General features: G+C 38.7%; 23 protein-coding genes. 6 read left to right on the top strand and 17 right to left on the bottom strand.

Translation table 11 applies throughout. The annotated features are described in order from the left end of the window. Positions 1-11: 11 nt before the first annotated feature. On the bottom strand, positions 12-833 hold the full coding sequence (locus PARC_RS03545) for an AraC family transcriptional regulator (protein ID WP_010553089.1): 822 nt from the start codon (positions 831-833) through the stop codon (positions 12-14). Between the two features lie 126 nt (positions 834-959). Here PARC_RS03545 and PARC_RS03540 point away from each other — a divergent pair, with 126 nt between their 5' ends. Continuing rightward, a complete protein-coding gene (locus PARC_RS03540; RefSeq protein ID WP_008165251.1) occupies positions 960-1,430 on the top strand; it encodes a YHS domain-containing (seleno)protein in 471 nt (156 codons plus the stop codon). A 112-nt stretch (positions 1,431-1,542) separates the two neighbouring features. Here the strand turns inward: PARC_RS03540 and PARC_RS03535 are convergent, their stop codons facing one another. The 7 genes from PARC_RS03535 to PARC_RS03505 all read right to left on the bottom strand — a co-directional run bounded on the left by PARC_RS03535 (position 1,543) and on the right by PARC_RS03505 (position 7,204). Then, positions 1,543-1,884: a YajD family HNH nuclease gene (locus PARC_RS03535; RefSeq protein WP_007581433.1), complete on the bottom strand. Its 342-nt coding sequence runs from the start codon at positions 1,882-1,884 to the stop codon at positions 1,543-1,545. 37 nt (positions 1,885-1,921) lie between these two features. Continuing rightward, positions 1,922-2,857, bottom strand: a complete 936-nt coding sequence (locus tag PARC_RS03530) for a hypothetical protein (protein ID WP_010553088.1) — start codon at positions 2,855-2,857, stop codon at positions 1,922-1,924. Positions 2,858-2,942: 85 nt separating this feature from the next. Beyond that, entirely contained in the window at positions 2,943-3,557 is a 615-nt protein-coding gene (locus PARC_RS03525; protein WP_010553087.1) for an acyl carrier protein phosphodiesterase, read from the bottom strand. 236 nt (positions 3,558-3,793) lie between these two features. Further along, positions 3,794-4,027, bottom strand: a complete 234-nt coding sequence (locus tag PARC_RS03520; protein WP_010553086.1) for a ChaB family protein — start codon at positions 4,025-4,027, stop codon at positions 3,794-3,796. Positions 4,028-4,043: 16 nt separating this feature from the next. Next, positions 4,044-4,613, bottom strand: coding sequence for a superoxide dismutase family protein (gene sodC / locus PARC_RS03515; RefSeq protein ID WP_010553085.1), 570 nt, complete (start codon positions 4,611-4,613; stop codon positions 4,044-4,046). Between the two features lie 642 nt (positions 4,614-5,255). Further along, positions 5,256-5,750 (bottom strand): hypothetical protein, encoded by a 495-nt coding sequence (locus tag PARC_RS03510; RefSeq protein ID WP_010553084.1) that lies wholly within the window; start codon positions 5,748-5,750, stop codon positions 5,256-5,258. 221 nt (positions 5,751-5,971) lie between these two features. After that, the gene (locus tag PARC_RS03505) at positions 5,972-7,204 is read right to left on the bottom strand and encodes a Vgb family protein (RefSeq protein ID WP_010553083.1); all 1,233 of its coding nucleotides are present in this window, start codon (positions 7,202-7,204) and stop codon (positions 5,972-5,974) included. A gap of 337 nt (positions 7,205-7,541) precedes the next feature. On the opposite strand from PARC_RS03505, the gene PARC_RS03500 reads away from it, so the two are divergent. The 3 genes from PARC_RS03500 (at position 7,542) to PARC_RS03490 (ending at position 9,947) form a co-directional block, all read left to right on the top strand. Continuing rightward, positions 7,542-7,787: a DUF4235 domain-containing protein gene (locus PARC_RS03500; RefSeq protein ID WP_002958040.1), complete on the top strand. Its 246-nt coding sequence runs from the start codon at positions 7,542-7,544 to the stop codon at positions 7,785-7,787. A 398-nt stretch (positions 7,788-8,185) separates the two neighbouring features. Beyond that, positions 8,186-8,494, top strand: coding sequence for a hypothetical protein (locus PARC_RS03495; protein WP_007579961.1), 309 nt, complete (start codon positions 8,186-8,188; stop codon positions 8,492-8,494). Between the two features lie 304 nt (positions 8,495-8,798). Beyond that, the gene (locus tag PARC_RS03490; RefSeq protein WP_010553082.1) at positions 8,799-9,947 is read left to right on the top strand and encodes a PA0049 C-terminal domain-containing protein; all 1,149 of its coding nucleotides are present in this window, start codon (positions 8,799-8,801) and stop codon (positions 9,945-9,947) included. A gap of 233 nt (positions 9,948-10,180) precedes the next feature. Here PARC_RS03490 and PARC_RS03485 read toward each other — a convergent pair whose 3' ends face one another. The 9 genes from PARC_RS03485 to PARC_RS03445 form a co-directional block, all read right to left on the bottom strand. Continuing rightward, a complete protein-coding gene (locus tag PARC_RS03485) occupies positions 10,181-11,494 on the bottom strand; it encodes a UvrD-helicase domain-containing protein (protein WP_010553081.1) in 1,314 nt (437 codons plus the stop codon). Then, a protein-coding gene (locus PARC_RS03480) for an IS3 family transposase (protein WP_096058046.1) occupies positions 11,442-12,622 on the bottom strand; the annotation gives its coding sequence in 2 pieces (ribosomal slippage) (positions 11,442-12,364 and positions 12,364-12,622; 1,182 coding nt in all). The genes PARC_RS03485 and PARC_RS03480 overlap by 53 nt, the downstream gene beginning before the upstream one ends. A 72-nt stretch (positions 12,623-12,694) precedes the next feature. After that, the gene (locus PARC_RS03475; protein ID WP_010554326.1) at positions 12,695-13,270 is read right to left on the bottom strand and encodes a UvrD-helicase domain-containing protein; all 576 of its coding nucleotides are present in this window, start codon (positions 13,268-13,270) and stop codon (positions 12,695-12,697) included. Positions 13,271-13,274: 4 nt separating this feature from the next. Beyond that, positions 13,275-15,398 (bottom strand): ATP-dependent nuclease, encoded by a 2,124-nt coding sequence (locus PARC_RS03470; protein ID WP_010554325.1) that lies wholly within the window; start codon positions 15,396-15,398, stop codon positions 13,275-13,277. 689 nt (positions 15,399-16,087) lie between these two features. Next, entirely contained in the window at positions 16,088-16,372 is a 285-nt protein-coding gene (locus PARC_RS03465; RefSeq protein ID WP_002958032.1) for an addiction module antidote protein, read from the bottom strand. Between the two features lie 334 nt (positions 16,373-16,706). Next, complete coding sequence (gene gcvP / locus PARC_RS03460) at positions 16,707-19,598, bottom strand: aminomethyl-transferring glycine dehydrogenase (protein ID WP_010554324.1); 2,892 nt, start codon at positions 19,596-19,598, stop codon at positions 16,707-16,709. A gap of 161 nt (positions 19,599-19,759) precedes the next feature. Next, positions 19,760-20,149, bottom strand: a complete 390-nt coding sequence (gcvH, locus tag PARC_RS03455) for a glycine cleavage system protein GcvH (RefSeq protein WP_002958029.1) — start codon at positions 20,147-20,149, stop codon at positions 19,760-19,762. A gap of 73 nt (positions 20,150-20,222) precedes the next feature. Further along, the gene (gene gcvT, locus PARC_RS03450; protein WP_010554323.1) at positions 20,223-21,305 is read right to left on the bottom strand and encodes a glycine cleavage system aminomethyltransferase GcvT; all 1,083 of its coding nucleotides are present in this window, start codon (positions 21,303-21,305) and stop codon (positions 20,223-20,225) included. A gap of 117 nt (positions 21,306-21,422) precedes the next feature. Next, positions 21,423-22,022 carry a hypothetical protein gene (locus tag PARC_RS03445; protein ID WP_010554322.1) on the bottom strand — a complete coding sequence of 200 codons (600 nt, stop codon included), beginning with the start codon at positions 22,020-22,022 and terminating at the stop codon, positions 21,423-21,425. Positions 22,023-22,148: 126 nt separating this feature from the next. On the opposite strand from PARC_RS03445, the gene PARC_RS03440 reads away from it, so the two are divergent. Further along, positions 22,149-23,000, top strand: a complete 852-nt coding sequence (locus tag PARC_RS03440) for a LysR family transcriptional regulator (RefSeq protein WP_007579940.1) — start codon at positions 22,149-22,151, stop codon at positions 22,998-23,000. A gap of 188 nt (positions 23,001-23,188) precedes the next feature. Then, the gene (locus tag PARC_RS03435; protein ID WP_010554321.1) at positions 23,189-25,345 is read left to right on the top strand and encodes a TonB-dependent receptor family protein; all 2,157 of its coding nucleotides are present in this window, start codon (positions 23,189-23,191) and stop codon (positions 25,343-25,345) included. Positions 25,346-25,380: the final 35 nt, after the last annotated feature.

Raw genomic sequence — 25,380 nt, 5'->3', positions numbered from 1 at the left:
AAAAATAAAGCTTACTGCTGACTCAATAACCACTCTTTTGGCGCTTGCCCTGTTTTTTTTCTAAATACACGGGCGAGTGCAGAGCCATTTTCGTACCCAACCTGATTAGCCACTAAATCCATATTTTGATTTTTTAAAATAAGCTTTTTAGCAACCGATAAACGCCAATCAGCCAAATAGTCAGCCGGTGTTTGCTCAATTACTCGCTTAAACGTATCGGCAAATTTAGAACGCGACATACCACACTCCTCAGCCATAGTGCTGAGCGACCAATTTTGTTCTGGGGTTTGGTGTATTTTTATTAATACTTTAGCCAACTGAGGATGAGTAAGCCCAGCCATCATCCCACTTTTAATTGCGCCCTCTTCTAGTACTTTTCGCAGCACACTAATTAAAAACACATCGCATAAGCGGTCTATAATTAAATGCTTACCGCTGGCGTCTTTAAATGCCTCTTCAAAAATCCAAAAAGCGCTTTGCTCTAACAATCCATCCCCTGTTAATTCATAATTTAAACAAAAAGGGAGAGCCTGTAATAAAGGGCTATGCCCACCGCTTTGATAGCTAATTTGTGCGCACACTAAATCAGCACCGTCGCTTTTATCCGAAAACAAACAGTGCCCTGTAGAGTGAGGAAAAAAGATAACCGAAGGCTTAGACAAAGCTACTTCAAAGCCACTATTACTACGCACCTTTAACGTACCAGAACGTAATAAATGTAAATGCCCAACACCTTGATCCTCACTAAAATCGCTCGTACCACACATATTGCCGCTAAAAAACACATTCGCATTAAGTGAAAAATGACTCAACACACTCGAAAGTACGTCCATAAACGCTCCTTTGGATTATTGGTATGAAAATACAGACTAATAGACGCATATTAACCAAATAATAACGATAAAGTACAGTTGAGTTTTAAACAAACAAACCTATTTAATTTTTCTTTGGAGATACACATGAAATTTTCGACACTCACTAAATCAGCTTTTTTTGCAGCATCGGTACTTGCAAGTTCATTAAGCTTTGCAGCAGACATAGACGCAAATGCCGACGTTAACGACATTGCAATTAGTGGTTATGATACCGTTGCTTACTTTACCCAAAACAAAGCGGTAACAGGCAGCTCTGAATATACTGCAACACATAAAAATGCCATTTATAAGTTCAGCTCAGCTAAGCACCGCGACTTATTTAGAGCTAACCCAGAAAAGTACGCACCACAATTTGGTGGCTTTTGTGCGTTTGGTGTATCAATGGAGAAAAAGTTTGACGTAGATCCTGAAGCTTTCAAAATTGTTGAAAACAAACTTTATTTAAATCTTGATAAATCGGTTCAAAAACAATGGCTAAAAGACGTACCAGGCTTTATTACTTCAGCCGATTCAAACTGGTTTGACATAAAAGACAAAACAGCAAAAGAGCTTTAATAAAACCAATTTAAAGTTAATTTTTGAGGTTGCTTCGGTTTATAACCGTTCACCCTCAAAATGCCATTTAAATTAATAAAATTTTAGGCTTAAGCTCTTAATTTAACTAATATTACTTTGATTTATTAAGCATCGCTTTTAAATCGGCAAATGGAGAATGCGTCGCAGCCTCAACTTTGCGATCTGTAGTCGACCCGCCATACATAATATGCTCGTGGTATTTATTGTGCTCATTGTCGTGGCAATAAATACACAATAACTCCCAGTTACTTCCGTCTTCAGGATTATTACTGTGGTTATGATCAACATGGTGCACCGTTAACTCACGTAAATTTGAGTATTCAAACTCACGAGCACAACGCCCGCATACCCAAGGATATAATCTTAAGGCCTTTATTCTATAACCTTCCTCTTGCTTAACATAAGCCTGAGGTACATCGTTATTCTTACTCATAATATTCCTGGTAAATTCACTATTTCGGTGCTCAATACTAAAAAAACTTAATTACTGACAAATCACCAAAAGAAGTATCTATATGCCGGCCTGTTTGCTCCCATGCACGTAGTACAACCATAAGTTTTTTATTGTCGGAAGTCCAAGAAATTCCACCGCCGTATGCTGCCACTTTTTCGCCGCCCGAATCTTTTAACCCCAGCCCAGGGTCTGTATTTCGAATATTTCCCTTACCTACTTTGTATTCAGCAAATACGTGAACATTATGCGGTAACGAAAATGATAAAAGCGAGCCAATACTCGCCCCGTACGAATTAGAAATTAACTTAGTGACCGGTGGTGCAGATGAATTTAAAAAATCAGCTTGAAACACAATATTATCTTTATTCTCAAGAGATACATGCTTAAAAGACCACGCGCCAACAATACTTAACGACAAATCAAATTTGCTGCTTAGCTTTGGCCTATTAAGAAAAAAGTGCTCAAACAAAGACTCTTTATTATTGAAGGTATAAAAGTTGTGTTGGCCAGATAGCTCAAACTTGGTTGAACGTGTATTTTGCGAGAAAATTTGATCCGTTTGATTGCCGCTTAAATTGCTAGCCGTGCTTTGCAGCCCTTCAAGCGTTTGATAGTTAAATGTGATTTTAGAATTTTTAAATTTTCTATACGAAAGCAGTATATCTTGTGTTTTTGTTTCAACATCATCTTCGAAAATATCGGCTGAATAACCAATTTCAATGTCGTTAATATCAAAAAACACACCCACACGTTGATTGTTTATGGGCTCTAACGAAAACAGTGTTTTTTGATTACTCCCAGCCAAGTCATCGTATATTAACGCGTGACTAGTGTTAGGGTTTGAAATAGTGGTGCGTATCGACTTTAAGTCAAAATCGAAAGCCAATACAGCACCAGATTGAAATGCCGCTAAAACGGCAAAGCTCACAATAACCAAGTAATTGCGATTCATTAAAAACACTCAAAAATTAATTTGTATTAGAGTAGCGTTTTTTTCACCTTAAATTATCACAAAAGGTTAACAATTGATGAAAACTTTAAATAATGCGCTTTATGTCATTTTTTGGAGTGCTCTCAAGGTCAAACTCACTTACATGCTTAATTAGCTCCGGGAAGAACGCTAAAAACACGGCTTCTAATTCGTCGTAGTTACGCGTTATATCATCAGCCGCCCCCGCAAAGTTATTAGTAAAACGGATGCGGTTAGCAATATTATCAAGTGCTACTCCTATTCCCTCAACGGTTTCGTACTCTTTAAACCAATCGTTTTTAGTCATACTTGTTACAACATGCTGCATACGCGTTGGCATAACAGGTATGCGGTTGTTTAAAAGCTGATAGCTGGTGTACTTAAAATCACTTAAAGGTTGCTTGCTAAATCGCTGCCAATGCACAATTAAAAAATGATCAAACACCACATCAATAGCCACACCAGCAAAACGTTTACGCTCAGGTGAAAAGTACTGCTTGGCGTGTTTAACTGCGCGGTGGGAGTCGGTAAATTTATCGACTAAATAGTGGTTATCGAGCCCATTTTTAACCGTATTTGGTAAGTGCTCTATATGCCTTTTTCCACCAAAGTCGCCCAACAAGTTCCCAAAGTGAGAATCGGCTGTGGGCTGCGCTAAATAAAGATGAGCTAAATAATTCAAAGTGTTCTCTGATTGGCTAATACAAACAAATAATAACGCAGATTTAAACTAAACTCACATTCGTGTTTAAAGCAGTACTTATGGTTTTGCTTACCAATTTTACTCAAACACGCCGCAAAGTATTGTTTAAACAGGTAAATAGAAAAACGATTAATCACTGGGCTCTATAAAAAAGCCACTACAATAAGCTGTAGCGGCTTTTTAATACTTCAGCCTTGTTGTTAGTTTGATCAAAACTAATTACTCGACTTTACCCAATTTCCATTGTCATTTTTGCTATAACTGTTTTTAACCGCAGACCAAGCCACTTTGTGCGCAGTGGTTTCGCGGTCGTTGTCGTTTTTTCTATCACTTGGGTCCTTGTAGGTATCCCATGCACTATTAAACGCCTCTTGATATATCTCTTGAGCATGTTTAGGTAAGTTACTTTTTACCGACTCAGGTAGTTCGTCACGGTTTTTATATGGCATAACTTTCTCCTTATATTTACTTAATTACGCCACAAGCAACACGGCTACCACCGCCACCTAATGGCTTTGGTTCATCTGCATAGTTATCACTTCCTTCGTGAATCATCACTGCGTGTTGTTTAAGTTGTTCAAGCGTGAGCCTTGGCGCTAAAACAGGCGATTTAGCTTGGCCACTTTCATTTACATACAACGCCGGTAAATCGCCTAAATGACCGTTAGCCCAAGGAGAATCATGATGCTCGCTAGCTTTTGGATCGAAATGCCCACCAGCGGCACCACCTGGCACTACCTTATCGCCTTTTTTCTTGGGTTCACAACTAGCAAATTGATGAACATGAAAGCCGTGCTGCCCCGGCGTTAAACCTTTTAAGTTTGGTGAAAAAACAACGCCGTGATCATTTTCTGTTAGTGTAATAGTGCCTAGTAATTGCCCCTGGCCCGACTTAGTAACTTGGTGCATTTCAACGTTTACATTAGCCAGTGCACTATTTTGTAGTAACACGCTGGCAAATAATATTGCAAAAGCAGGTTTTAAAACGCGGTTTAAACTTCTTTTAGCTTTTGAATCAAACTGTAAACAATTCATCATCATCTCCTGATTTAGTATCAAATTAATAAAACAATATCGCTAAATTAAGCGACTATTAAATAAGTAGTTTCAATGTCTATACCAGTCCTATGTTCAAACATACATTTATGTATTTTTTAGTCGCAATTTATTGATTAAAATAACTTTAACTAAATAGCCATTTAATTAATGAGCTAACTTTTACTCAAAGATTAAGTAAAAACCGAGGCATATTTACAAAGCTCGTGAGAAAAGATTACCAACGTCCCTACCAAAAAAGACAACCCAAGTGAAAAAGACGATATTAAAGAGGCTGTTATTACTTAGGCGGTAGTCTCGAGTGTTGGTGCTGGTTGAATGGCCGTACGTTATGAACTTAAGAAGGGCCAATCTAAATAAGCCTTCTAAGATACTCTTCACGCATTATATCTATAAGGGTATTTATTTTTATAATCAAAGCATGTTTAAAAAAACCCGCTTATATATGGGTCCATTTAATGACAAAAATTACGTTATTTAGTTGTTCTATATCAGAAGTTTTTAACGCAGTTAGCGTAAGATTTAATCCCTCAAATTGATTAAGTATTATTGCTTGGCACTAAAAGGCGAGCACAAAAAAAGGTGAAACAAAGTTTCACCTTTTTAATTAATTAGCTAGCGTTACGCTGTAGAAACGTTACTTGCGCCTGCATTGTTAAGTATTTCTTCAATAGCATTTTTGTTGTCACTATTGTACTTAATACCAATTAATATAGAGCCTTTTTCAATGGCATCTTCATAATACTTAATTTCGTGCTCAGGGATAAACGCACCAATTGCAGCACCTAAAGTACCACCTACTGCAGCGCCTGCGCCACCAGCGGCAAATGCAGCGACTAATGGTCCGGCAACTAATAAGCCTGTACCACCTGTTGCTACAGTCCCTACAGCAGTAAATCCACCAATAATTGCAGCAAGAATACCACCCGAAGCCGCGCCAATAAGGCCACCTTCAGAAGCTTTAGTACCTTCGTCTACAGCAAAATCTTCCTTTGCGTATGAGTCGTTGGCTACAATACTAATATCAGCTTCATTAATACCTAAAGCTTCTAGTCTATAAATTGCGAGTGTTGCTTGTGATGCACTTTCGAATAACCCAGTAATAACGGTACTCATAATAACTCCTTTATTTATTTAAGAAAATACACTTACTACCAAGCAAAACTCAAACCAATTAAATTATAATTTAAAATCAACAACATAAAGAAAAACCCCGTACTAACACTCTTATTATTAGAGTAAAAATTGCTAAATTTTGTAAAAAACTCCTATCTACATAAACAAACTTACTAACAAGCGGTATGCCGTTTTTAATATAAATATATTAATTAAAATTATTACTTAGACCATGTAATTTCAGCTAATTGGTTAGTCGCTGTTTGGTGAATAATCAGCCCATTATTCCCCATGCGCATATGCCTAATTAAGCCAGAGTAAACACCCTCTTTGCTCGGAATTTGCCAGCTTTGCATGGTTTCGGTATTAAGGTCGAACCGTACTAAGGTTTCAGGGCGTTTAGCTGACTCGTTAAACCAAATAGCGTTATCTGCATATTCAATTGCATACGGGTGGCTGTTTTCACCGCTGGGATTATCCCACTGGGTGATCTTCTTGGTTTTTGGGTTATAGCGGCCAAGTTTACCCATGCCAGAGTTCACATAAAAAACCATATCGTCAGGCGTAATGGCAAGTCGCCTTGCATGCGTTTTAGCGCCTGGGAGTTTAATCTCACTAAGCTCCATAGAGCTTTTATCAACTTTAACCAAACAGTTACTACCATTACACGAGACCCACGGTGACCCGTTTGAATCAAGCTTAATACCATATGGCCGTGAGCCTTTAGTCGGTAAAGTAGCTAATTGAATATCGCCAGTTGTAGGGTCTAGCTTGCCAATCATATTACTGTGTTGCAGGGTAAACCAAAATATACCGGCTTCATCAAATACACCGGTATGCGGGTCGCGGGCATTTTTATCGGGCATTTTATACACTTTAAATTTTTCGGTTTTTAAGTCTAAATATCCAACCGTGCCATTTTTATTGCCTAAAAACCAAGGGGTTTGATTTTTATCAAGCGACACACTGTGCGCATAGGTGCCACTTGGCAGTGTGTACTCTTTCATATCGCCGGTTTTAGGGTCTAACCTACCTAAAATATTACCCCACTGGCCAACCCACCAAATAAGTCCGTTTTTACCTTGTACCGGATCGCGAGCGCGCTGCCCAAGCGTAGGCACTTGCCAGTACTTAAAGCTAAGCTTTAAATCGCCCGTAACAACCTTAGATTCGCGCTTGGTATTAACAGGATAATGCTCAGCTAAATAAGCGCTTATATCTTTACTAAGCGCAGTACCCTCGCCCGTATCAACCATATAGCTTATTAATGTTTGCCAGTCCTGCTGACTATACCCCGCGCTGCGCTCAAGGTTAGTTAAACTATGGCAACTAGCACAAAGCTGCTCAACTAGCGGCCCCCTATCGTTGCTCAGCACTGGTAGCGGTGCAGCCAAAGTGCCCGACACAGCCATTACCGCAACGTATTTATTAAATAAAAATCTATTTTTACTCATAACGCCCTCCCTTGTTTTTAATATTAAAGCATAGGATAAAAGTGTTTACTATCTGTACAACAATGAGTGCGATAAGCCGGCTAGAAGGTAAGTTAAATTGCAGGATTAATATCTAAAAAAATATTTCAAGTAGAGTTGTGCACGCTCTACATTGGTTATTTATCTTGTGTGTAAGCGTGGTGTGAGCGTGGTTTTAAACGACTAATTTGCACAAATACAAAACGCCCTAATTTAAAAGCTCCTCAACCTATCGGTATGTAAATTGCTGGTACTACTGTTCTTACTTAAAGAGTTACATATTGATAACTCACGCTACAACTAAATAATCGAGGGTAATATGAGTAATAAACAACTAATTACGACGATAGGTATAGGTCTGGCCGCTGCATCTGCAGGTATGTTAACAAGGAAAACTTTACAAAAATCGTGGGAAAAGGTTACCAACGAACCAGCACCAAAAGATAGACCAAGCGAAGAAACAGATCTTAAAGAGGCCGTTACATGGGCAGTGGTCTCAGGTATTGGTGCGGGTGTTGCAAGAATGGCCGTACGTTATGTGCTAGACAAGCGCCGATCCAAATAAACCGACCCGATTGATACCTCTTATAAGTATTAATCGTAATGCGGTGAGGCTCTAAAGGCGGCTTGCGACAACCAATCCCCAGTTGTCGCAAGCAACTTTGCTAAAGCCTAGTTAAGGTTATCTAACTATTGAGTTAAAAAAACACATTAATTTGAATATTAATATTCAAATTGGTGTTCTGTGATGAAATTTAAAATGTCGGATGGCACGGCTGCGCCGCTTATCCAACCTACGTAGGTTGAAAAAGCCAAAGGCGCCTTCCAACAAGACCCCTAGATTTTAAACAGATACACTCTATTGGACATTAACTCCCTTTCAAAGTTGTTGCCTGCCTACAAGCTTGCGTATAATGCCCGTATTCCGGCTGCATTTTTTAGCCGCTAACTTGGATTTTAATAATGAAAAAACTCTCTGCAGTGCAAATAAAACAGCAAGCACTTGTACTTAATACAGCTGAAAAATTAGAAGAACAAGGCCGCGCTGAGCTCCCAGGCATGCTGCAATGCTGGTTTGATGTGGAATACCACTTATTTCCAAGTACACTACTGCTGTGCTTTCAGTTTGAAAACGAGCAAGCCTTAGCCGCCGCAGAGCCAGATTTATTAAAATGGCAAAAACGCCTAAGCGGCGCAATGCTTAAAAAAGGCGTTATTTTAAAAGATATGCGTAAACATTTAGTGTTTACCTTAAAAGGACCTGACGATTAATAGAGGGTTTTAAAGGGGTATAGAGCCTTATGCTCGTATTGCCAAAGCACATAAAACTATAATGAAAAGCCGCTGCATTGCTGTAACGGCTTTTTACTTTTATTAGAGCTTAAAGTAGAACCTATAAAGATCAATTTTTGACTCAGGGATTTTTTATTAGCCGGTGATACTAATTGGCCGTTAAACAATACTAATGCACGGCAAAAGCAAATATCAGTCGATTCAACGTTAATTGGTTGCCCTAAGTTAGCAATAGTAGGATAGTAAATTACACATAAAACAATAGCTTTATCTTAGGAGTATTATGATCAAAGTATTATTAGCGACCAGCTTAATTGCCTCTTCATTCGCTGCTTTAAGTAATCCTTTAACTGTTGAAGAACAGCGTATCAGCAAAGCACAATCAGCAATGCCAAATGTTTTAAATGCATTTACCCCACAAGTATCAAATTTTGAACAACAATTTAAAGAATTAAACGACTTTAAAAGTGCAAAAATTTTAGTGCAAAACTTTAGCTTTGAACTGTGGGAAAACGCAAAACAACGCATACTAAAAACCAATAACTACGACGACCGAGAGCTTTACTGGGCACGCCTGCTTTCAAGCAAAGTAATACGCACAACGTCACCTAAATTTTCAATTACGCAGGCTCAACTAAATACTTTACTAACAATGCTTGAGGACGGCAGCAGAGGCCGTACCGACCTTGCTTTTTCATCAGGCAGCACTAAAAAAATATTACTAACTGGCTTTGACCCATTTTTACTCGATAAAAACATAAACCAAAGTAATCCTTCAGGTGTTGCGGCGTTATTACTCGACGGCCAAGTTATTAATTACAACGGCATAAGCGCAGAAATTAACACCGTTATGGTGCCTGTACGCTACGAAGATTTTGATCAAGGCATAATAGAGTCACTACTTGCCCCCTACTACGCACTTAATAATGTAGACATGGTAGTAACTGTAAGTATGGGCAGAACAGAATTTGATTTAGAGCACTTCCCGGGCAAACGCCGTAGTGTAACCGCCCCAGATAATGCCAATATTGTGTATGGCGGAACGCAAACAAGCCCAGTAATACCAAAGCTTAATGGCCGACCACTCCCGGGCAACGAGTTTGTAAAATTTAGCTTACCTGTAAGTTACATGCAACAAGCCAAAGGCCCTTATAAAGTTATCGACAATCATGAAGTCACCACGCTTGAAAAAACCTATAAAGCGGGTTCGTACGGCGAGCTTAAAAATAGTATTGCGGTAAATGGCGGCGGCGGTGGTTACTTATCTAATGAAATATCGTACCGAAGTATTCGCCTGCGCGATGCGCTTAATTCAAGTATACCTACAGGGCATATTCATACCCCACGTATACAACAATTCGAACCTGAAACAGAAGCTAAAATAGTAAAACAAATAAAGGCAATGCTAGAGCAAAGCTTAGTCGCGCTATAGTTTATAAAAACAAATTTAAGCGCGTAAAAAAGGGCAATAATATTGCCCTTTATTTAGACGGGATTACTAGGGGCAGGTTTTGCATTTTTTAATCACAAAAGGCAAAAAGAAAGCCCTGCCCCTGCTGATTTTGCTAAATAATTCAAAACGTTCTCGGCTTTAGTCATTAATATAAATTTAATTAGCAGCTTAATTTTAAGTTGCATTCATATTTGAGATACTAAATCCTATAATTATAGAGTACATAACCCCGCTGATTCCCTATCAACAAATACACCTAGATTTTCTACTTTCAATTGATCACTTTCTGATAAAGTTGGCACATTAATAAAAAGCTTTTTTTTGGCTCTACTACAAGCAACATAAATAAGCCTAGTTTCTTCTCCTACTTCAGAATCAAGAGTAATATTTTTTTTAGAATCAAATATATAATTTTTTAAAATGGTTTCTATTTTTTTTGTTGTTTTTCCATTTTTATCCGTTTTATCAAACAAACATAACAAAACAAAATTATACTCATCTCCCTTTGCTTGATGAATTGTCTTTATTTTATTTTTAAATTTTGATTCCTTAGCAAGAAAAGGAATTAGATCAATAAATTTAGTCTTATGAATTTCTTTGTAATCCCCTTTTGTTTTTCTTAACCCAGTGAAAGAAACAGAGTGTTTTTTTAGAAAACATTGCAAATAATTATAAATATCAACAATGGGGGATTCATGGTTATCTTTTATATAATTTAGCATTTCAATTAGTATCTTACGTTTCTCAATACCGTATAAATTTATTCCAATCAAATGTTTTTTCAATTCTAGAATTGACTCTTTATACTCACCACTCTTGTTTAAATCATATGCTTTAATTAATGAATGTATAAATCGGGGTCTTTTTTTATCACTATCTTCTATATAAAGGAGGTCAATTAAATTTTCACGCTTAGTCGTTTTAAATTTATTATTTATGTCGTTCACATCTTTGTTCCACCGACATAATACTGAAAAATCATTTTCTCCTAAGTTATTTATATATTTTATCGCATTATTTTCTTTACCTACCAACATTACAACTTGTTCCCCATCTATAGTGTCTTTTTCAGGAATTTGTTCAATGTCACTTCTTAGTTGCTTTAAAAAATCAATAATTTTTTTTGAGCTTCTATAATTTTGTGATTTTTTGAAATTAACAATTTTAGGTAAGGTAAAATCAATAAAATCTTTACGGTTTGCTCCTGCAAATTTAAAGATTGATTGTGCAGGGTCACCAATAACTCCTATTACCGTAGCTTGATCAGATATTTTCTTTATAATCCATGTCTGTAATGGATTAGTATCTTGAAACTCATCTAAAAAAAGATAAGGAAATTTGTTACTTATTAACTCAATAACTCTCGGTTCTTTCTCAAAAATAAAGTGTGTAAAAAATAAAACATCTTCATGATGCATTACCCCTTTACTCCAGCACGACAATTTATATTCATATAACCTTGTAGTGTAGTGGTCAATAAAATTTGGCCACAGTTTTAGAGTCTTTGTATCTAATCTCAGATTCATTTGGCGCTAAACCAGCATTATAATGATGCGGTCTAACGTTGTTGTAATATCCGTTGATATAATCACTCACACTATATTTAGCGTCTATAAAATTCCCATATCCAACCTTTGGCATCCATTCTGTTTTAAAGCTTCTAAAAAATCGCTCCATTGGCGCATTATCCCAACAATTTCCGCGTCGACTCATGCTTTGTGTGATTTTATAGCGCCATAAACGTTGGCGGTACTTCAAGCTCGTATAATGGCTTCCTTGGTCTGAGTGAAACATCAACCCACTTGGTCTGCCTCTGCTTTCGTAGGCTAACTCAAGCGCTTTTAGCGTTAAGTTAGAATCCGGCGACAATGACATTGCCCAACCCACAACTTTACGCGCAAATAAATCAATAACGACCGCTAAATAAGCCCAGCGATTGCCTATCCAAATATATGTAACATCACCGCACCACACGGTATTCGGTTCAACAACATCGAACTGCCTATCAAGCAGGTTTGGGATTTCAAGATGTTCATTACCGCCGCGTTTATATGAATGTTGAGGTACTTGGCAGCTTTCTAGCTTTAATTTAATCATTAGCTTAGCAGCACGATAACGGCTTAATTCAAAATCGTTATTCGTTGCGATTGCCGCGATTGTCCTCGCACCTGCTGAGCCCCCACTCATTGTATGTATGGCTTTAACTTCAGCCTCTAACCTTACTTGCTCTGGTGTCGGTGTCGTATCCCGTATAGCCCAGTATTTATAGCTGCTACGATGCACATTAAATACACTACATAGCACACTAATTGGGTAACGCTCTCGTTGATTTAATTTCTCAATTAACGAGAATTGTTCAGGGAGTCGGACATCAAGAGAGCGGTAGCCTTTTTTAATATATCCTTTTCTAATTCAATGCGTTGGATTTGCTTTTTAAGTTCACGGATTTCAATTTGTTCGGGTGTCATTGGTGAAGCCAATGGTGACTGGCCATTACGTTCTTGCTTTAATTGAGCAACCCATTTACTTACGGTTGATTTACCAACACCCATCGCTTTGGCTGCTTCTTCTTGTGTATAACCTTGGTCAACTACAAGTTGAGCCGTTTCTAATTTGATTGCAGCGGAGTACGTTGCACGGTTTAATTTTGTCATTTTTTTCACCCAAATTTGTATGCAAATAGCATAACATTTCTTTCTTAATGGGTGGCCAAAATCACTGTACCACTACATAGAAGGAAATCTTAAGTCGCTAAAATAAACTTTACTAAGCTTTCCTTCCAATTTATTTCCAGAAAATTGCCATTCAAAATTTTTTAAAATAGTTCGAGTTTTATCAAGGTTAGTTTGACCATTTTCATCTGACTTTTTTTGATCATATAGATAACTATAGCGGCTTCCAATACTATGAATCCAACTACTAATTCTGTCATAGCTTGGCCGGTGTTCAACATGTCCAGTCAGTTCATGTATATTAAACAACTTGTTTTTGTCTGAATCTTCTTCAATTAAATAAACGAATGGTTTAATTACATTGCGATAAAGAAAGCTATGTATTGTTCCAATATCTAACCTATTAGTATCGGTGAAGTTTTTTATTTTTTTATTTACCGTATCAGCCCCTATTCTTGTATAAGTGATACACGCAACTTTTTGTGTTTTATTTAGCTTATCTGAATTTTCCAGTACATTTTTAACATGCTCGACTAACCATGTCGTTTTTCCTGCACCAGGACCTGCTGATATTTTAAATGGAACATTAATATCACTTAAAACTTTAGGTAGTTCTTTAATTGTATCCATACCTTTAACCTAATATTTTTTTGAGTGCATCTTTAACATAAGTGGGAATAATAAATTCGGGCACGCTTTCATCTAAGTCTTTACGAAGGCACTCTTCCAAATAAAGTGCATGCTCCCCTTTTAGGGACTTTACAATGTTGTAATAAATAGCAGAAAGCACAGCGATAGACTTATCTTTATTCGAAAACGTACATACATTAATGCTAGTTTTCAACTTTTCAAATTTTTCTTTTTGCTTATCGGTTGTTAGTGTCTTTTCATAAGCAGAAATTATTCCTAAAAAATCTTCATTGTTATCATTAAATACTTTTTGCAAAGCTTTAAAATGTTCAATTGTATGTGGGCTGTTCTGTGAAGGAAAAGATTTAGTGATGACTAATTCGCTTCCAGGGTTATAACGAATAAATTCATGCTCTAAGGTCTTACCTTTTTTTTCTTCTGGATGAAATATTGATATATTCCGATAAGGTTTTTCAAAATCATTTTTCAAACTTTTTACATGACTAGCTAATGCATTAAATTTATCACTATCTTTTAATTCAAATGGAAAACACCCTCTCCATTTCCCATCATTTCCTTTCGACTCAGGATCTGCATCAGTAATACAAACCACTAGCTTTTCAATAGCATTTTTATTGGTTTCATCATAACTGAACAGACGTAAAAAATGGCTAAAAGTACGACTATCAACAGACACAGTACAAACATGTTGATTAATTAACTCATCTTCGTTGGTAATCTTATTTTTAGCGTCGTAACATTCATATGCAGCTAAACATGGCAATAATAACTGCTCTGCTAACCCTTCCACCAGAATAACCTTATCAGCAAAAAGCATGTTAGATTTCGTTGCATTTAAAAACCTTTTTACATAATTTTTAGAATCTTCATCTTTGCCAAAAGCTTTACCCGGATAGCCAACTTTGGTATTTCCATTAATACCTTTATATAAGCAAATCACATCGTCTAACTCAGCAGCAGAAGTAATATGTGTCGAATGTGTCGTGACAAATAATTGTCTAACCTTACCTTTCGAATTAATATTTTGACTCAAAAACTTTAGAAACTTAAATTGCATTGATGGATGGAGATGTGCTTCTGGTTCTTCAATAGCCAGTATAGGAAATACTTTTGCATTTTCTCCATAATAGCTACTTTGACTTTCTATTTGCATTTTCGCTAAAACTAAAGCTGTATACAGTAAGTTATTGTAACCAAGACCATTATTACTAATGGGAATTTTCATTCCATCAATTTCAATAATTAACCGTAAAGCGAATAATAAATCATCCTCATTTAGATGAGCATCAAGATCAGGTATTCCACCTTTACTTGCCCCTGTTTCTTTTGCATATTTTAATATTTCATTTTTTGAAATTCGAGTTTTCAACTGATTAAATAACTTATTTGAATCGTCTTCAAAATTATTCTCTTTATCTCGAAGTTTGTCTTTAATTTGCGTAGGTAAATCTTTTAACTTTTTCCCGTCAGTAATATCAAAATCAAGAAAGTAATTGAGAACTTCTTTTAGAATTGTATTATTTCCAAAAAACATTTGTTTTTCAGCATCTCTAATAGCGTCTAAAAATTGAAAATCGAACTTTTGAAGCATTTCATAATCAGCACTCTCTTTTTTATCAATATCGCCCCCATAAACTCTGGCTACATATTTGGAAAAGAAATATTTTTTTATAAATCGCCATACTTTTTCTGACTCATAATTGCCACCTATTTTGAAATGTTCAATCTGGTTACAATAATCATCGTAATCATCTCCCTGCGGAAGAAAAAATGAAAAGGTCAATTGTGCTTCATACTTAGGATTGAAACCGGTGATCCAATCGTAAACTACGACTTTATCATCGGCCGGCTCATCAGTTTGTTCGCTTAACGTTATTGAAATAGTTATTTCTGGTGGAGTAGAAAAGTCGGAATATTGTTTACAGAAGTCATCAACTGTTAATTTAGATTTTGATTTCCTTGAATCAAGGACTAATTGTATAGCCTTAATTAAATTAGTTTTCCCTGCATTATTATGCCCAATAATAACATTCGTACCTTCTGTAAATTCAAATGTTGAATTCGAAAAGTTTCTGAAATTATTAATATTGATTTTTGATATATACACACAAAGTCCTTTTTATAGAAAATCACTAAATAGTTATTATTTTATGAATTATATTTTCTAGATACATCTAAATTAACCATTCAGATTAAACAAGTAAACAGTCTTTTGTTGAAAGCCAAGGTACTAACCTTTGTTTTCCCCTAAGACCAAACACTAATCTCACGTTTAACACCCTCCCCCGTCATCACGCCCTGAAAATAAGCAATTGATGAGTAATGCATTTCATGGATGAAATGAAAGCCATGCTTGCACATGGATGTGCTTTCATGGCGGTTACGTTCACATCAATTTTGCATTGAAGGATTAAGCGTGATGCTCGGGTGCGCTGAGAGGTGACGAATAACCGAAGCGCAGCTTCGCAGTATGAGGAAGTGAAGGCATGGATGCCGACAGTAACCCAGCTTCATGGATGAATTACTTGCAGCAGCGTTAAGTTTGAAAATCTATAGCCCCTCTTTGGCTGCCGTCGCCAGCGCGACAAAACCTTGAATAAGGTTTCTAATATTTAAAAGTACGAAACGTATTCACATTATCGGTGATGATAACCTTAAACACCTATTCAAATACTTATTCGGGCTATCGCCCGCGCGTCAGCAAGCTAAACGCCTACAATAAATAACACATACTCTTGGCTTTTGAGCGAGTATGTATATTTGTGATTTGTTGGGTTTCGTTTCACTTTGCCTAACTTACGCTACTTGTGTTGTAAGGCGAAAGTTAAGTGCTTTCATCACTTTAAAAATAGTTTCCCAACGTGGCTTGGTTTTACCGTTAACTGCTTTATATAAGCTTTCACGGTTTAACCCCGTTGCTTTCGCAATATCACTCACACCATGTTTTTTAACTAATAAACCGAGTGCGTCAATAAAGGTATTTGGGTCATCATCAGCTAAACACTCTTCTAAAAATGTATTAATTTCTTGCTGTGTTTCCATATAGTCAAACGGGTTAAAATCTGATGTTTGTAGCGCCATAGTAATTACTCCTATTTATTCAACTTGCTGAACAAATGTAGCCTAAAGGCTACGATCGCACAATGTTATTTATAACTTTAAGGCTGCCGCCCGCGCGTCAGCAAGCTAAACGCCTACAATAAATAACACATACTCTTGGCTTTTGAGCGAGTAAGTATATTTGTGATTTGTTGGGTTTCGTTGCACTCTTCCCAACCTACGCCATATTATTTATGGCGAATCACCACACAAAAAAAAGCCGTTGCATTGCTGCAACGGCTTTTATAATTTTGATAAATTCCCAAACTATAATGGAACTTACTACCCATTAAAGTTCAAAAATTAGTCTCTGCTCTTAGTCGCGATAAGTCTCAACCGCAGGGCATGAACATACTAAGTTACGGTCGCCGTATACGTCATCAATACGTGTAACGGTTGGCCAAAACTTGTTTTTAGCTACTGCAGGTACTGGGAATGCAGCGTAAAAACGGTCGTACGCGCGGTCCCATTCGTTACCTAATACGTCGCCTTGTGTATGCGGTGCAAACACTAGCGGATTGTTTTCGATTGACCATTCGCCAGAGATTACTTTTTCAATTTCGCCTTTAATTGACACCATTGCTTCGATAAAGCGGTCAATCTCACCTTTTGATTCAGACTCAGTTGGCTCAATCATTAATGTGCCAGCTACTGGGAACGACATAGTTGGTGAATGGAAGCCATAGTCTTGCAGGCGCTTAGCTACGTCCATTTCAGTAATGCCTGATAGCTCTTTAAGTGGGCGTAAGTCAACAATACATTCGTGAGCAACACGGTTGTTACGACCACGGTATAAAATTGGGAAGTGCTTGCTTAGCTCATGCGTTAAGTAGTTAGCATTAACGATAGCCATTTCAGTAGCTTGTTTTAAGCCCTCTGAACCCATCATGGTAATGTAAGCCCATGAAATAGGTAAAATAGCGGCTGAGCCGTAAGGCGCTGCTGATACTGCACCGTTACCGATGTTAGTACCTGGTACGTTAATTACGCTGTGGTTTGGCATAAACGGCGCAAGGTGTGATTTAACACCAATTGGACCAACACCTGGACCACCGCCACCGTGTGGAATACAAAATGTTTTATGCAAGTTTAAGTGCGATACGTCTGAGCCAATAAAGCCTGGGCTTGTTACGCCAACTTGCGCGTTCATGTTTGCGCCGTCCATGTAAACTTGGCCGCCGTGCTCATGAATAATGTCACAAATTTCGCGAATTGTTTCTTCGTATACGCCGTGCGTAGACGGGTATGTGATCATAATACACGATAAGTTTTCAGACACTTCCTCAGCTTTCGCTTTAAGGTCAACCATGTCTACGTTACCGTTTTTGTCGCAGTTAACTACCACAATTTTCATGCTCGCCATTTGCGCTGATGCAGGGTTAGTACCGTGCGCAGAGCTTGGGATTAAACATACATTACGGTGTGCATCGCCGCGTGACTCGTGGTATTTACGAATCGCGATTAAGCCTGCGTATTCACCTTGTGCGCCAGAGTTTGGCTGTAGTGATACTGCATCGTAACCGGTAATGTTTACTAGCCAGTCGTGTAGCTCGCCAATCATTATTTGGTAACCTTCTGCTTGGTCTAGCGGGCAGAATGGGTGAAGGTTTGCAAACTCAGGCCACGTAATTGGGATCATCTCGGCGGTCGCGTTTAGTTTCATGGTACATGAGCCTAACGAGATCATTGAGTGATTAAGCGATAAGTCTTTGCTTTCTAGTCGCTTAATGTAGCGAAGCATGTCTGTTTCGCTGTGGTAGCTGTTAAAGTTTGGATGCGTTAGTACTTCGTCATCACGTACTAAACTTGCAGGAATTGACTCGCTGCCATTTGCTTCAACGTCGGCTGCAATAGCGTCAACACTTAGGCCATGGCCTTCGCCTAAAATAATATCGAATAACTCAGTAATATCGGCGCGTGTTGTTGTCTCTGATACCGAAATTGAGTACTCGCCTTCGTGATTTGTTGCAAAGTTTACGCCTTTTGCAATTGCACGTGCTGTTACGTCGTCTTTGCTGTCGCTTACTACTGTTAGCGTATCAAACCAAGTACTGTGCTTAAGTGCGATGCCTTTAGCTTTAAGGCCTGTTGCTAAAATATCAGCAAAGCGATGTATACGCTGCGCGATAGTTTTTAAGCCTTGTGGGCCGTGGTACACCGCGTAAAACGCTGCCATGTTGGCAAGTAATACTTGCGCTGTACAAATGTTTGAGTTGGCTTTGTCGCGGCGAATGTGTTGTTCGCGCGTTTGCATTGCCATACGTAGTGCGTCGTTACCTAAACGGTCTTTAGATACACCAATAATACGACCTGGTAATGAACGTTTGTATGCGTCCCGTGTTGCAAAAAATGCTGCGTGTGGGCCGCCGTAACCCATAGGTACGCCAAAACGTTGAGCCGAACCAAGTACTACGTCTGCGCCTAGTTTACCCGGTGCTTTTAACAGTAATAAACTCATTATGTCGGCAGCAACACAGGCAATGGCCTTTTTGCTTTGTACGCCAGCAATTAGGTCTGTTATGTCTACCACTTCGCCTGATGTAGTTGGATATTGGAACAATGCGCCAAAAATGTCGTGGTTAACGGCATCTTCTGCTTTACCTACAATTATTTCAAAACCAAACTGCTCGGCACGTGTTGTTACTACGTCGATTGTTTGTGTGTGTACGTCGTCGGCAATAAAAAAGGCATTGGCTTTTTTAGCTTTTGATACACGTTTTGCAAGGCCCATAGCCTCTGCAGCGGCTGTTGATTCGTCAAGTAGTGATGCGCTTGCTAAATCAAGTCCGGTTAAATCTAGGGTCATAGTTTGGAAGTTTAATAATGATTCTAAACGCCCTTGAGCAATCTCTGGCTGATACGGTGTGTACGCTGTATACCAACCTGGATTTTCTAGTACGTTACGTAAAATTACGTGCGGTACGTTAGTTGGGTGGTAGCCTTGGCCAATGTACGATTTGAAAACTTTATTTTTGCTTGCTACTGATTTTAGGTAGCTTAGTGTTTCAACTTCAGTACGGCTTTCGCCAACTGTTAGCGGCTGTTCTAGACGAATGCTAGCCGGTACAGTTTGGTCAATGAGCTCTTGCACACTCGATACTTCTAAAGCACTTAGCATATCGCTTACTTGTGCTGGGCTTGGCCCAATATGGCGGCGAATAAAATCTTGCTTTTGCTCTAGTTCTTCAAGAGATTTGGCGTTTGACATGAATCCAGATTCCTATGATCCTAAATGCTAATGGGTAACTAGCATTAATTAAAATATTTGACGATTTAACAGTTCACTCAGTATGGGGTGGTGAGCTGTAAAATCATAAAAGCCCCATTTTTATACATTAAACGGGGCTTTTAGTTATCTTCAAAAAATGATTATTCTTCGTCGATAGTGTGCGAGTAACCTTCAGCGTCTAATAAGTTGTCTAGCTCAGACTCGTCAGATGCTTTAATACGGAATAACCAACCGTCGCCGTAAGCGTCGTTGTTTACTGTTTCAGGTGAATCTTCAAGTTCTTCGTTAATAGCAACAATTTCGCCACTAATTGGTGCGTAAATGTCTGATGCTGCTTTAACCGACTCTGCTACTGCACAGTCTTCGCCAGCGTCTACTTCGTCGCCAACTTCTGGTAATTCAACAAATACCATGTCGCCAAGAAGTTCTTGTGCATGCTCAGAAATACCAACAGTAAATGTACCGTCGCCTTCATTGCGAACCCACTCGTGTGAAGGTGCGTATTTTAACTCGCTAGGAATGTTGCTCATTTTATTTGTCCTTTGGTTTATATTGGGAGGATACCAATCGCAATAATTATTGTGATTGGTATAACCAAATTATTTAAATTATTGATTTACCGTTACGTACAAAGCTAGGCTTTACTACTTTAACGTTTACTAATTTTTTACGCATTTCTACTTGAGCTGTATCGCCTGTTGAACGTGGTACACGTGCAAGGGCTACACTAAAACCAAGTGTTGGTGAAAAAGTACCTGAGGTAATAACCCCTATCCCACCGTCAACAATTACTTTAGAACCGCTACGCAAAACGCCTTTTTCTTCAAACACTAAGCCAACTAGTTTGTCAGTGCTTTTTTCTGCGCGTTGCTTAACAAGTACGTCACGGCCAATAAAGTCGCGATCTTCTGGTTCCCATGCAATGGTCCATGCCATGTTAGCTGCAAGTGGTGATACGCTTTCGTCCATATCTAGGCCGTAAAGGTTCATACCTGCTTCTAAACGTAGCGTGTCGCGTGCACCTAAACCAGCAGGCTTAACACCTGCGTCTAGCAGTTGTTGCCATAAATCGGCTGCTTGGTCGTTCGGTACTACTATTTCGTAACCGTCTTCGCCAGTATAACCCGTTGTGGCAATAAATAAATCACCTACTTGAACACCAAAAAACGGCTTCATACCTTCAACAGCTGCTTGTTGCTCAGCATTTAAAAGAGTGGCTGTTTTTGCTTTAGCGTTAGGGCCTTGTACTGCAATCATTGCAAACTCAGGGCGCTCTGTAACCGTTACGTCAAAGTCGCTCGATACGTTAGCTAAATGAGCTAGGTCTTTTTCGCGCGTTGCTGAGTTAACAACTAGGCGGTAAAAGGTTTCGCTAAAGAAATAAATAATTAAGTCGTCTATTACACCGCCTTGCTCGTTAAGCATGCCTGTGTAAAGCGCTTTACCTGGTACGGTTAATTTTGCAACGTCGTTAGCTACTAGCTTACGTAAAAATGCTTGTGCTTGAGGCCCTTCAATATCAACAATAGTCATGTGTGATACGTCAAACATACCTGCGTCGGTACGCACGCTATTGTGTTCTTCTATTTGTGAGCCGTAGTTGATTGGCATTTCCCAGCCATGAAAATCAACCATTTTAGCGCCCGCTTCTAGGTGCTTAGCATGTAGTACAGTTTTAGAAGTCATAACATTCCTTCACGTTTAAATTAACCCTGTTTAGGGCGTGGCTTAAATAGACTTTAATTGCTTAATCGCAATTAAAAACAGGTAAACATTGTTACGTTCACCTGTTGTTTGTATTCGTTATGCGGCTTCACTATGCATAAGTGCAAAACCTTGCGCTTGCATGTAGCTTTGCCATTTTTGTAATTCTTGTTGTTTAGCGACTAATACAAAGTGTTGTTCGTCGTTTTTATCAATGGCGGTAATAAATACATCACCACTTTGCGCACCGTAGCATAGTTGCGCGTCAGAAAGGCGCAAACCGGGTGTTAATTTAAAAGCATTTACTAGAGTATCAAACGCGTTGTCGCCACTTAAAATAAAGCTTGCTAGGTCGGTGCGTACTACATAATCAATATCAAAACGTAGTTGTTGCTCGTTTATAAGTGCTTGTAGTTGAAGGCTTGCGTTGTGTGGCAGTACGAATCTAAAGGCGGTTTCGCTAAAGTAATAAACAGCAAAGCTGAAGTCAGAATTATAGTCGCCATCAAGCGTGCCTTTTAAGCCTAAACCGCTTGCGGTAAGCTTAGTTAAATCAAGGCCTAAAATAGTGCTTAAAAATACACTGGTCTCGGTGCCGCTAAAATCCATTACAACGTGATTGTTGTTAGTTTGCAAAGCGTTAGTAACCGCACTACTTGCGTTGCTGTGGCGGGCAAACATTATTGGGTTAAAAGTCATAACAAACACCTGTGTATTTTCGATTACAAAAGTATATTGCCCACGCCTACCAACAACAAATTGTAATTTTTTATCAATTGATAAATAATACTTATATATATAGCTATATAAATTGTAATTTTAAATATGAAAAACATATCAACAGACGGTTTACGTACTTTTGTAATGGTAGTTGAAATAGGTGGCTTTGCTAAAGCAGGCGATTTACTTGGCCTGTCGCAACCTGCTGTAAGTTTGCAAATAAAGCGCTTAGAAGACGTGCTCGGATATAAACTATTTAAAAAACAAGGACAGCGCCAAGTATTAAACCAGTACGGCGAGCTATTATTGCCTATGGCAAAACAAATGATGCAACACAACGATGCTATTTTGCAGCAGTTCACATCAGAAAACATTGCAGGTAAAGTGCGCTTGGGTATTCCGAGCGAATTTGCAGCGCGTATTTTACCTTCTATTATTGGTGACTTTGTGGCGCTCTACCCTGAGGTGTCGTTAGAAGTTAAGTCGCGTTTAAGTAAACATTTACTTTCGGCTTCTCGCCAAGATCAGTTCGATTTAGTACTTGCGCTAAATGAGCGACTCAACTCTGATAAGTTTCCTATTTTTATGCAAGACGAGCTGGTGTGGGTGGGCGACCTGTCACTTGCGCAAAACGACGTGGTTACGCTAGTTACCGCACCAGAGGGGTGTATTTATCGTCGCCGTGCAATTGATGCATTAAAAAGTGCGGGCATAAAATACCGAATTGTATATAGCAACGCCGATTTAACCGGCCTTATTGCTGCATTAAAAGAAGGCTTAGGTATTACCGTACTTGCTAAAAGCACAGTACCGAGTGAGCTTAACTATCAAGTTCAAACCAAACATTTACCCACGCTTGGTAATATTGGTATTAGTTTAATTAAAAGTTCGGGTGAATCTGACCATGCAGTAGACAAACTCGCGGAGTTTATAGCGCTACGTTTAGGTTATAGCTAATCAAAACTTTATAACGAGTAAAGCAATTACAAACTAATACAAAAGAAACAATTTAGTTAACAAAGTTGCATAAGTAGGTGCTTTTAGTTCTATTAAACTGAATAATTAAACACTTAATAACATTGATTCGTATTCGTTAACGTGTTCAAATTACGCCAATTAAGATAATTGACATGATTAGGAACACAATGAACCCTAAGTTTTTAGTATCTACCCTGGCAGCTGCGGTTGCTTTGTCTTTTAGTGCTACTGCAATAGCAAAAGACACCAGCAATAAAGAACAACGCTTTGAACAAATTACCGTTATTGGCTCAGAACAAGCAATTAACGATATTCCTGGTTCGGCTACGTTTATTTCTGATGAAGAACTTCAAAAATTCAAATTTACTGATATTTCTCGCGTTTTAGCGTCTGTTCCGGGCGTGTACGTGCAAGAAGAAGACGGCTACGGCCTTCGTCCTAATATTGGTATGCGCGGCACAGGTACTGGCCGTAACGATAAAATATCAGTAATGGAAGACGGTGTATTAGTTGCACCAGCACCATATTCAGCACCATCTGCTTACTACTTCCCTACTACGGGTCGTATGGAGTCTATTGAAGTATTAAAAGGCGCGGCATCAGTTAAGTACGGCCCGCGTACTACGGGCGGTGTTTTAAACTTACTTTCGCGCAGCTTACCTACTGAGCCAAATAGCTCAAAAGGTATGGTAGATGCAGCCCTTGGTGGTGATGGTTACTACAAAGGTCACGCTTACTTCGGTAAAGAAAAAAACAACACAGCAGGCTTAATTGAAGTATTTACTTACGGCGCAGACGGCTTTAAAGAGCTGCCAGTAGGTAATGACAACACCGGCTTTGAAAAAACAGATTTACTATTAAAGTTTGGCCATACGTTTGGTCAAAACGATGCGCATAATCTTGAGCTAAAAATTAAGTACTCTGACGAAACATCAGACGAAACATACATGGGCTTAACTGACGAAGACTATCAAGAAAGTCCTTACCGTCGTTATGCTGCATCGCAAAACGATGAAATGAATACTCGCCACAACGCATACCAACTTAACTACGCGTACCGTTTTGGTGATGGCTATGAGTTTTTAGCTACGGCTTACTTAAACGATTTTCATCGTAACTGGTATAAAGCCAGCAAAGTAAGCGAAAGCTACCTTGAGCAATACAGTGAATTTGAAGCAAACCCGACAAGCGAAGGTATTGAAGGTATTGGTATTAAAGCTAATAACCGCGATTACCAAGCTAAAGGTATTCAGTCTGAATTACATATTCCTGCAGGCGATCACTATGTGACTGTTGGCGTACGTTACCACGAAGACGAAATGGATCGTTTTCAATGGGAAGACAAATACACACTTAATCAAGACCTAAGCTTAACGCTTACAGAGCAAGGCGTTCCGGGCTCTGACAGCAACCGTGTAGATAGCGCAGAAGCAAGTACATTGTTTATTCAAGACGAGTGGACAATTGATGCATTAGTAGTAAGTGCAGGTCTTCGTTATGAAGACATTACTATTACGCGTGAAGAGTGGTCTAAATCAGATCCAACACGCAGCAACGGTTTAACTAAAGATGTGTCGAACGACACTGAAATTTTAGTTCCGTCACTAGGTGCTACTTACACGCTTAACGAAAACGTAACGCTACTTGCGGGCATTCAAAAAGGTTATGCACCAGCAGCACCTGGTAATGCTGACCAAGAAGAAGAAGAAAGTGTAAACATTGAGTTTGGCTCTCGCTTTAATATGGATGGCTTTAGCGGTGAAGTAATTGCGTTTTACTCTGACTACAGCAACATGCACGGTAACTGTACTGCAGCGGTTGGTTGTAGCGACGACAACATTGGCGACCAATACAACTACGGTGAAGTAGAAGTAGCGGGCTTTGAATTTAGTGCAGCACGTACGTTTGCAACTGATACAGCTATGTTCCCAGTTAAATTAACGTATACCTACACAGACTCTGAGTTTAAAAACGATTTTGATTCAGAAATTTGGGGCACGGTAGAAAAAGGCGATGCAATGCCTTACGTACCAGAAAACCAAGTAGCGTTATCGTTAGGTGCTGAGTTTTCTGCGTTTGTAGTTAACAGCCAAATACGTTACGTATCTGATGCGCATGCTAACTTAACGCAGTCGGGCTTAAACGCAATTGATAGCCGCGTAGTATGGGATTTAGCTGCTAAATACTTAATCGATGAAAATCAAAAAGTATACCTAAGCGTTGATAACTTGTTTGATAAAACATACGTTGCTAACCGTTCAAACGGTGGCATTCAACCAGGTAAGCCGCGTACTGTACAGATGGGCTACACTTACTCATTCTAAATTGAAAGCTGGTTAAACGGTTCACTAACAGCGTT

Source organism: Pseudoalteromonas arctica A 37-1-2 (assembly GCF_000238395.3).
GTDB classification, from domain to species: domain Bacteria; phylum Pseudomonadota; class Gammaproteobacteria; order Enterobacterales; family Alteromonadaceae; genus Pseudoalteromonas; species Pseudoalteromonas arctica.
Note: the sequence above shows the minus strand (reverse complement) of the source record. Positions and strands in the feature narration are given on the sequence as shown.

Bases quoted from the DNA above. Each gene is read 5' to 3' on its own strand.
- PARC_RS03545 (WP_010553089.1), bottom strand. From the start codon at position 833: ATGGACGTACTTTCGAGTGTGTTGAGTCATTTTTCACTTAATGCGAAT.
- PARC_RS03540 (WP_008165251.1), top strand. From the start codon at position 960: ATGAAATTTTCGACACTCACTAAATCAGCTTTTTTTGCAGCATCGGTA.
- PARC_RS03535 (WP_007581433.1), bottom strand. From the start codon at position 1,884: ATGAGTAAGAATAACGATGTACCTCAGGCTTATGTTAAGCAAGAGGAA.
- PARC_RS03530 (WP_010553088.1), bottom strand. From the start codon at position 2,857: ATGAATCGCAATTACTTGGTTATTGTGAGCTTTGCCGTTTTAGCGGCA.
- PARC_RS03520 (WP_010553086.1), bottom strand. From the start codon at position 4,027: ATGCCATATAAAAACCGTGACGAACTACCTGAGTCGGTAAAAAGTAAC.
- sodC (WP_010553085.1), bottom strand. From the start codon at position 4,613: ATGAATTGTTTACAGTTTGATTCAAAAGCTAAAAGAAGTTTAAACCGC.
- PARC_RS03510 (WP_010553084.1), bottom strand. From the start codon at position 5,750: ATGAGTACCGTTATTACTGGGTTATTCGAAAGTGCATCACAAGCAACA.
- PARC_RS03505 (WP_010553083.1), bottom strand. From the start codon at position 7,204: ATGAGTAAAAATAGATTTTTATTTAATAAATACGTTGCGGTAATGGCT.
- PARC_RS03500 (WP_002958040.1), top strand. From the start codon at position 7,542: ATGAGTAATAAACAACTAATTACGACGATAGGTATAGGTCTGGCCGCT.
- PARC_RS03495 (WP_007579961.1), top strand. From the start codon at position 8,186: ATGAAAAAACTCTCTGCAGTGCAAATAAAACAGCAAGCACTTGTACTT.
- PARC_RS03490 (WP_010553082.1), top strand. From the start codon at position 8,799: ATGATCAAAGTATTATTAGCGACCAGCTTAATTGCCTCTTCATTCGCT.
- PARC_RS03485 (WP_010553081.1), bottom strand. From the start codon at position 11,494: ATGAATCTGAGATTAGATACAAAGACTCTAAAACTGTGGCCAAATTTT.
- PARC_RS03475 (WP_010554326.1), bottom strand. From the start codon at position 13,270: ATGGATACAATTAAAGAACTACCTAAAGTTTTAAGTGATATTAATGTT.
- PARC_RS03465 (WP_002958032.1), bottom strand. From the start codon at position 16,372: ATGGCGCTACAAACATCAGATTTTAACCCGTTTGACTATATGGAAACA.
- gcvP (WP_010554324.1), bottom strand. From the start codon at position 19,598: ATGTCAAACGCCAAATCTCTTGAAGAACTAGAGCAAAAGCAAGATTTT.
- gcvH (WP_002958029.1), bottom strand. From the start codon at position 20,149: ATGAGCAACATTCCTAGCGAGTTAAAATACGCACCTTCACACGAGTGG.
- gcvT (WP_010554323.1), bottom strand. From the start codon at position 21,305: ATGACTTCTAAAACTGTACTACATGCTAAGCACCTAGAAGCGGGCGCT.
- PARC_RS03445 (WP_010554322.1), bottom strand. From the start codon at position 22,022: ATGACTTTTAACCCAATAATGTTTGCCCGCCACAGCAACGCAAGTAGT.
- PARC_RS03440 (WP_007579940.1), top strand. From the start codon at position 22,149: ATGAAAAACATATCAACAGACGGTTTACGTACTTTTGTAATGGTAGTT.
- PARC_RS03435 (WP_010554321.1), top strand. From the start codon at position 23,189: ATGAACCCTAAGTTTTTAGTATCTACCCTGGCAGCTGCGGTTGCTTTG.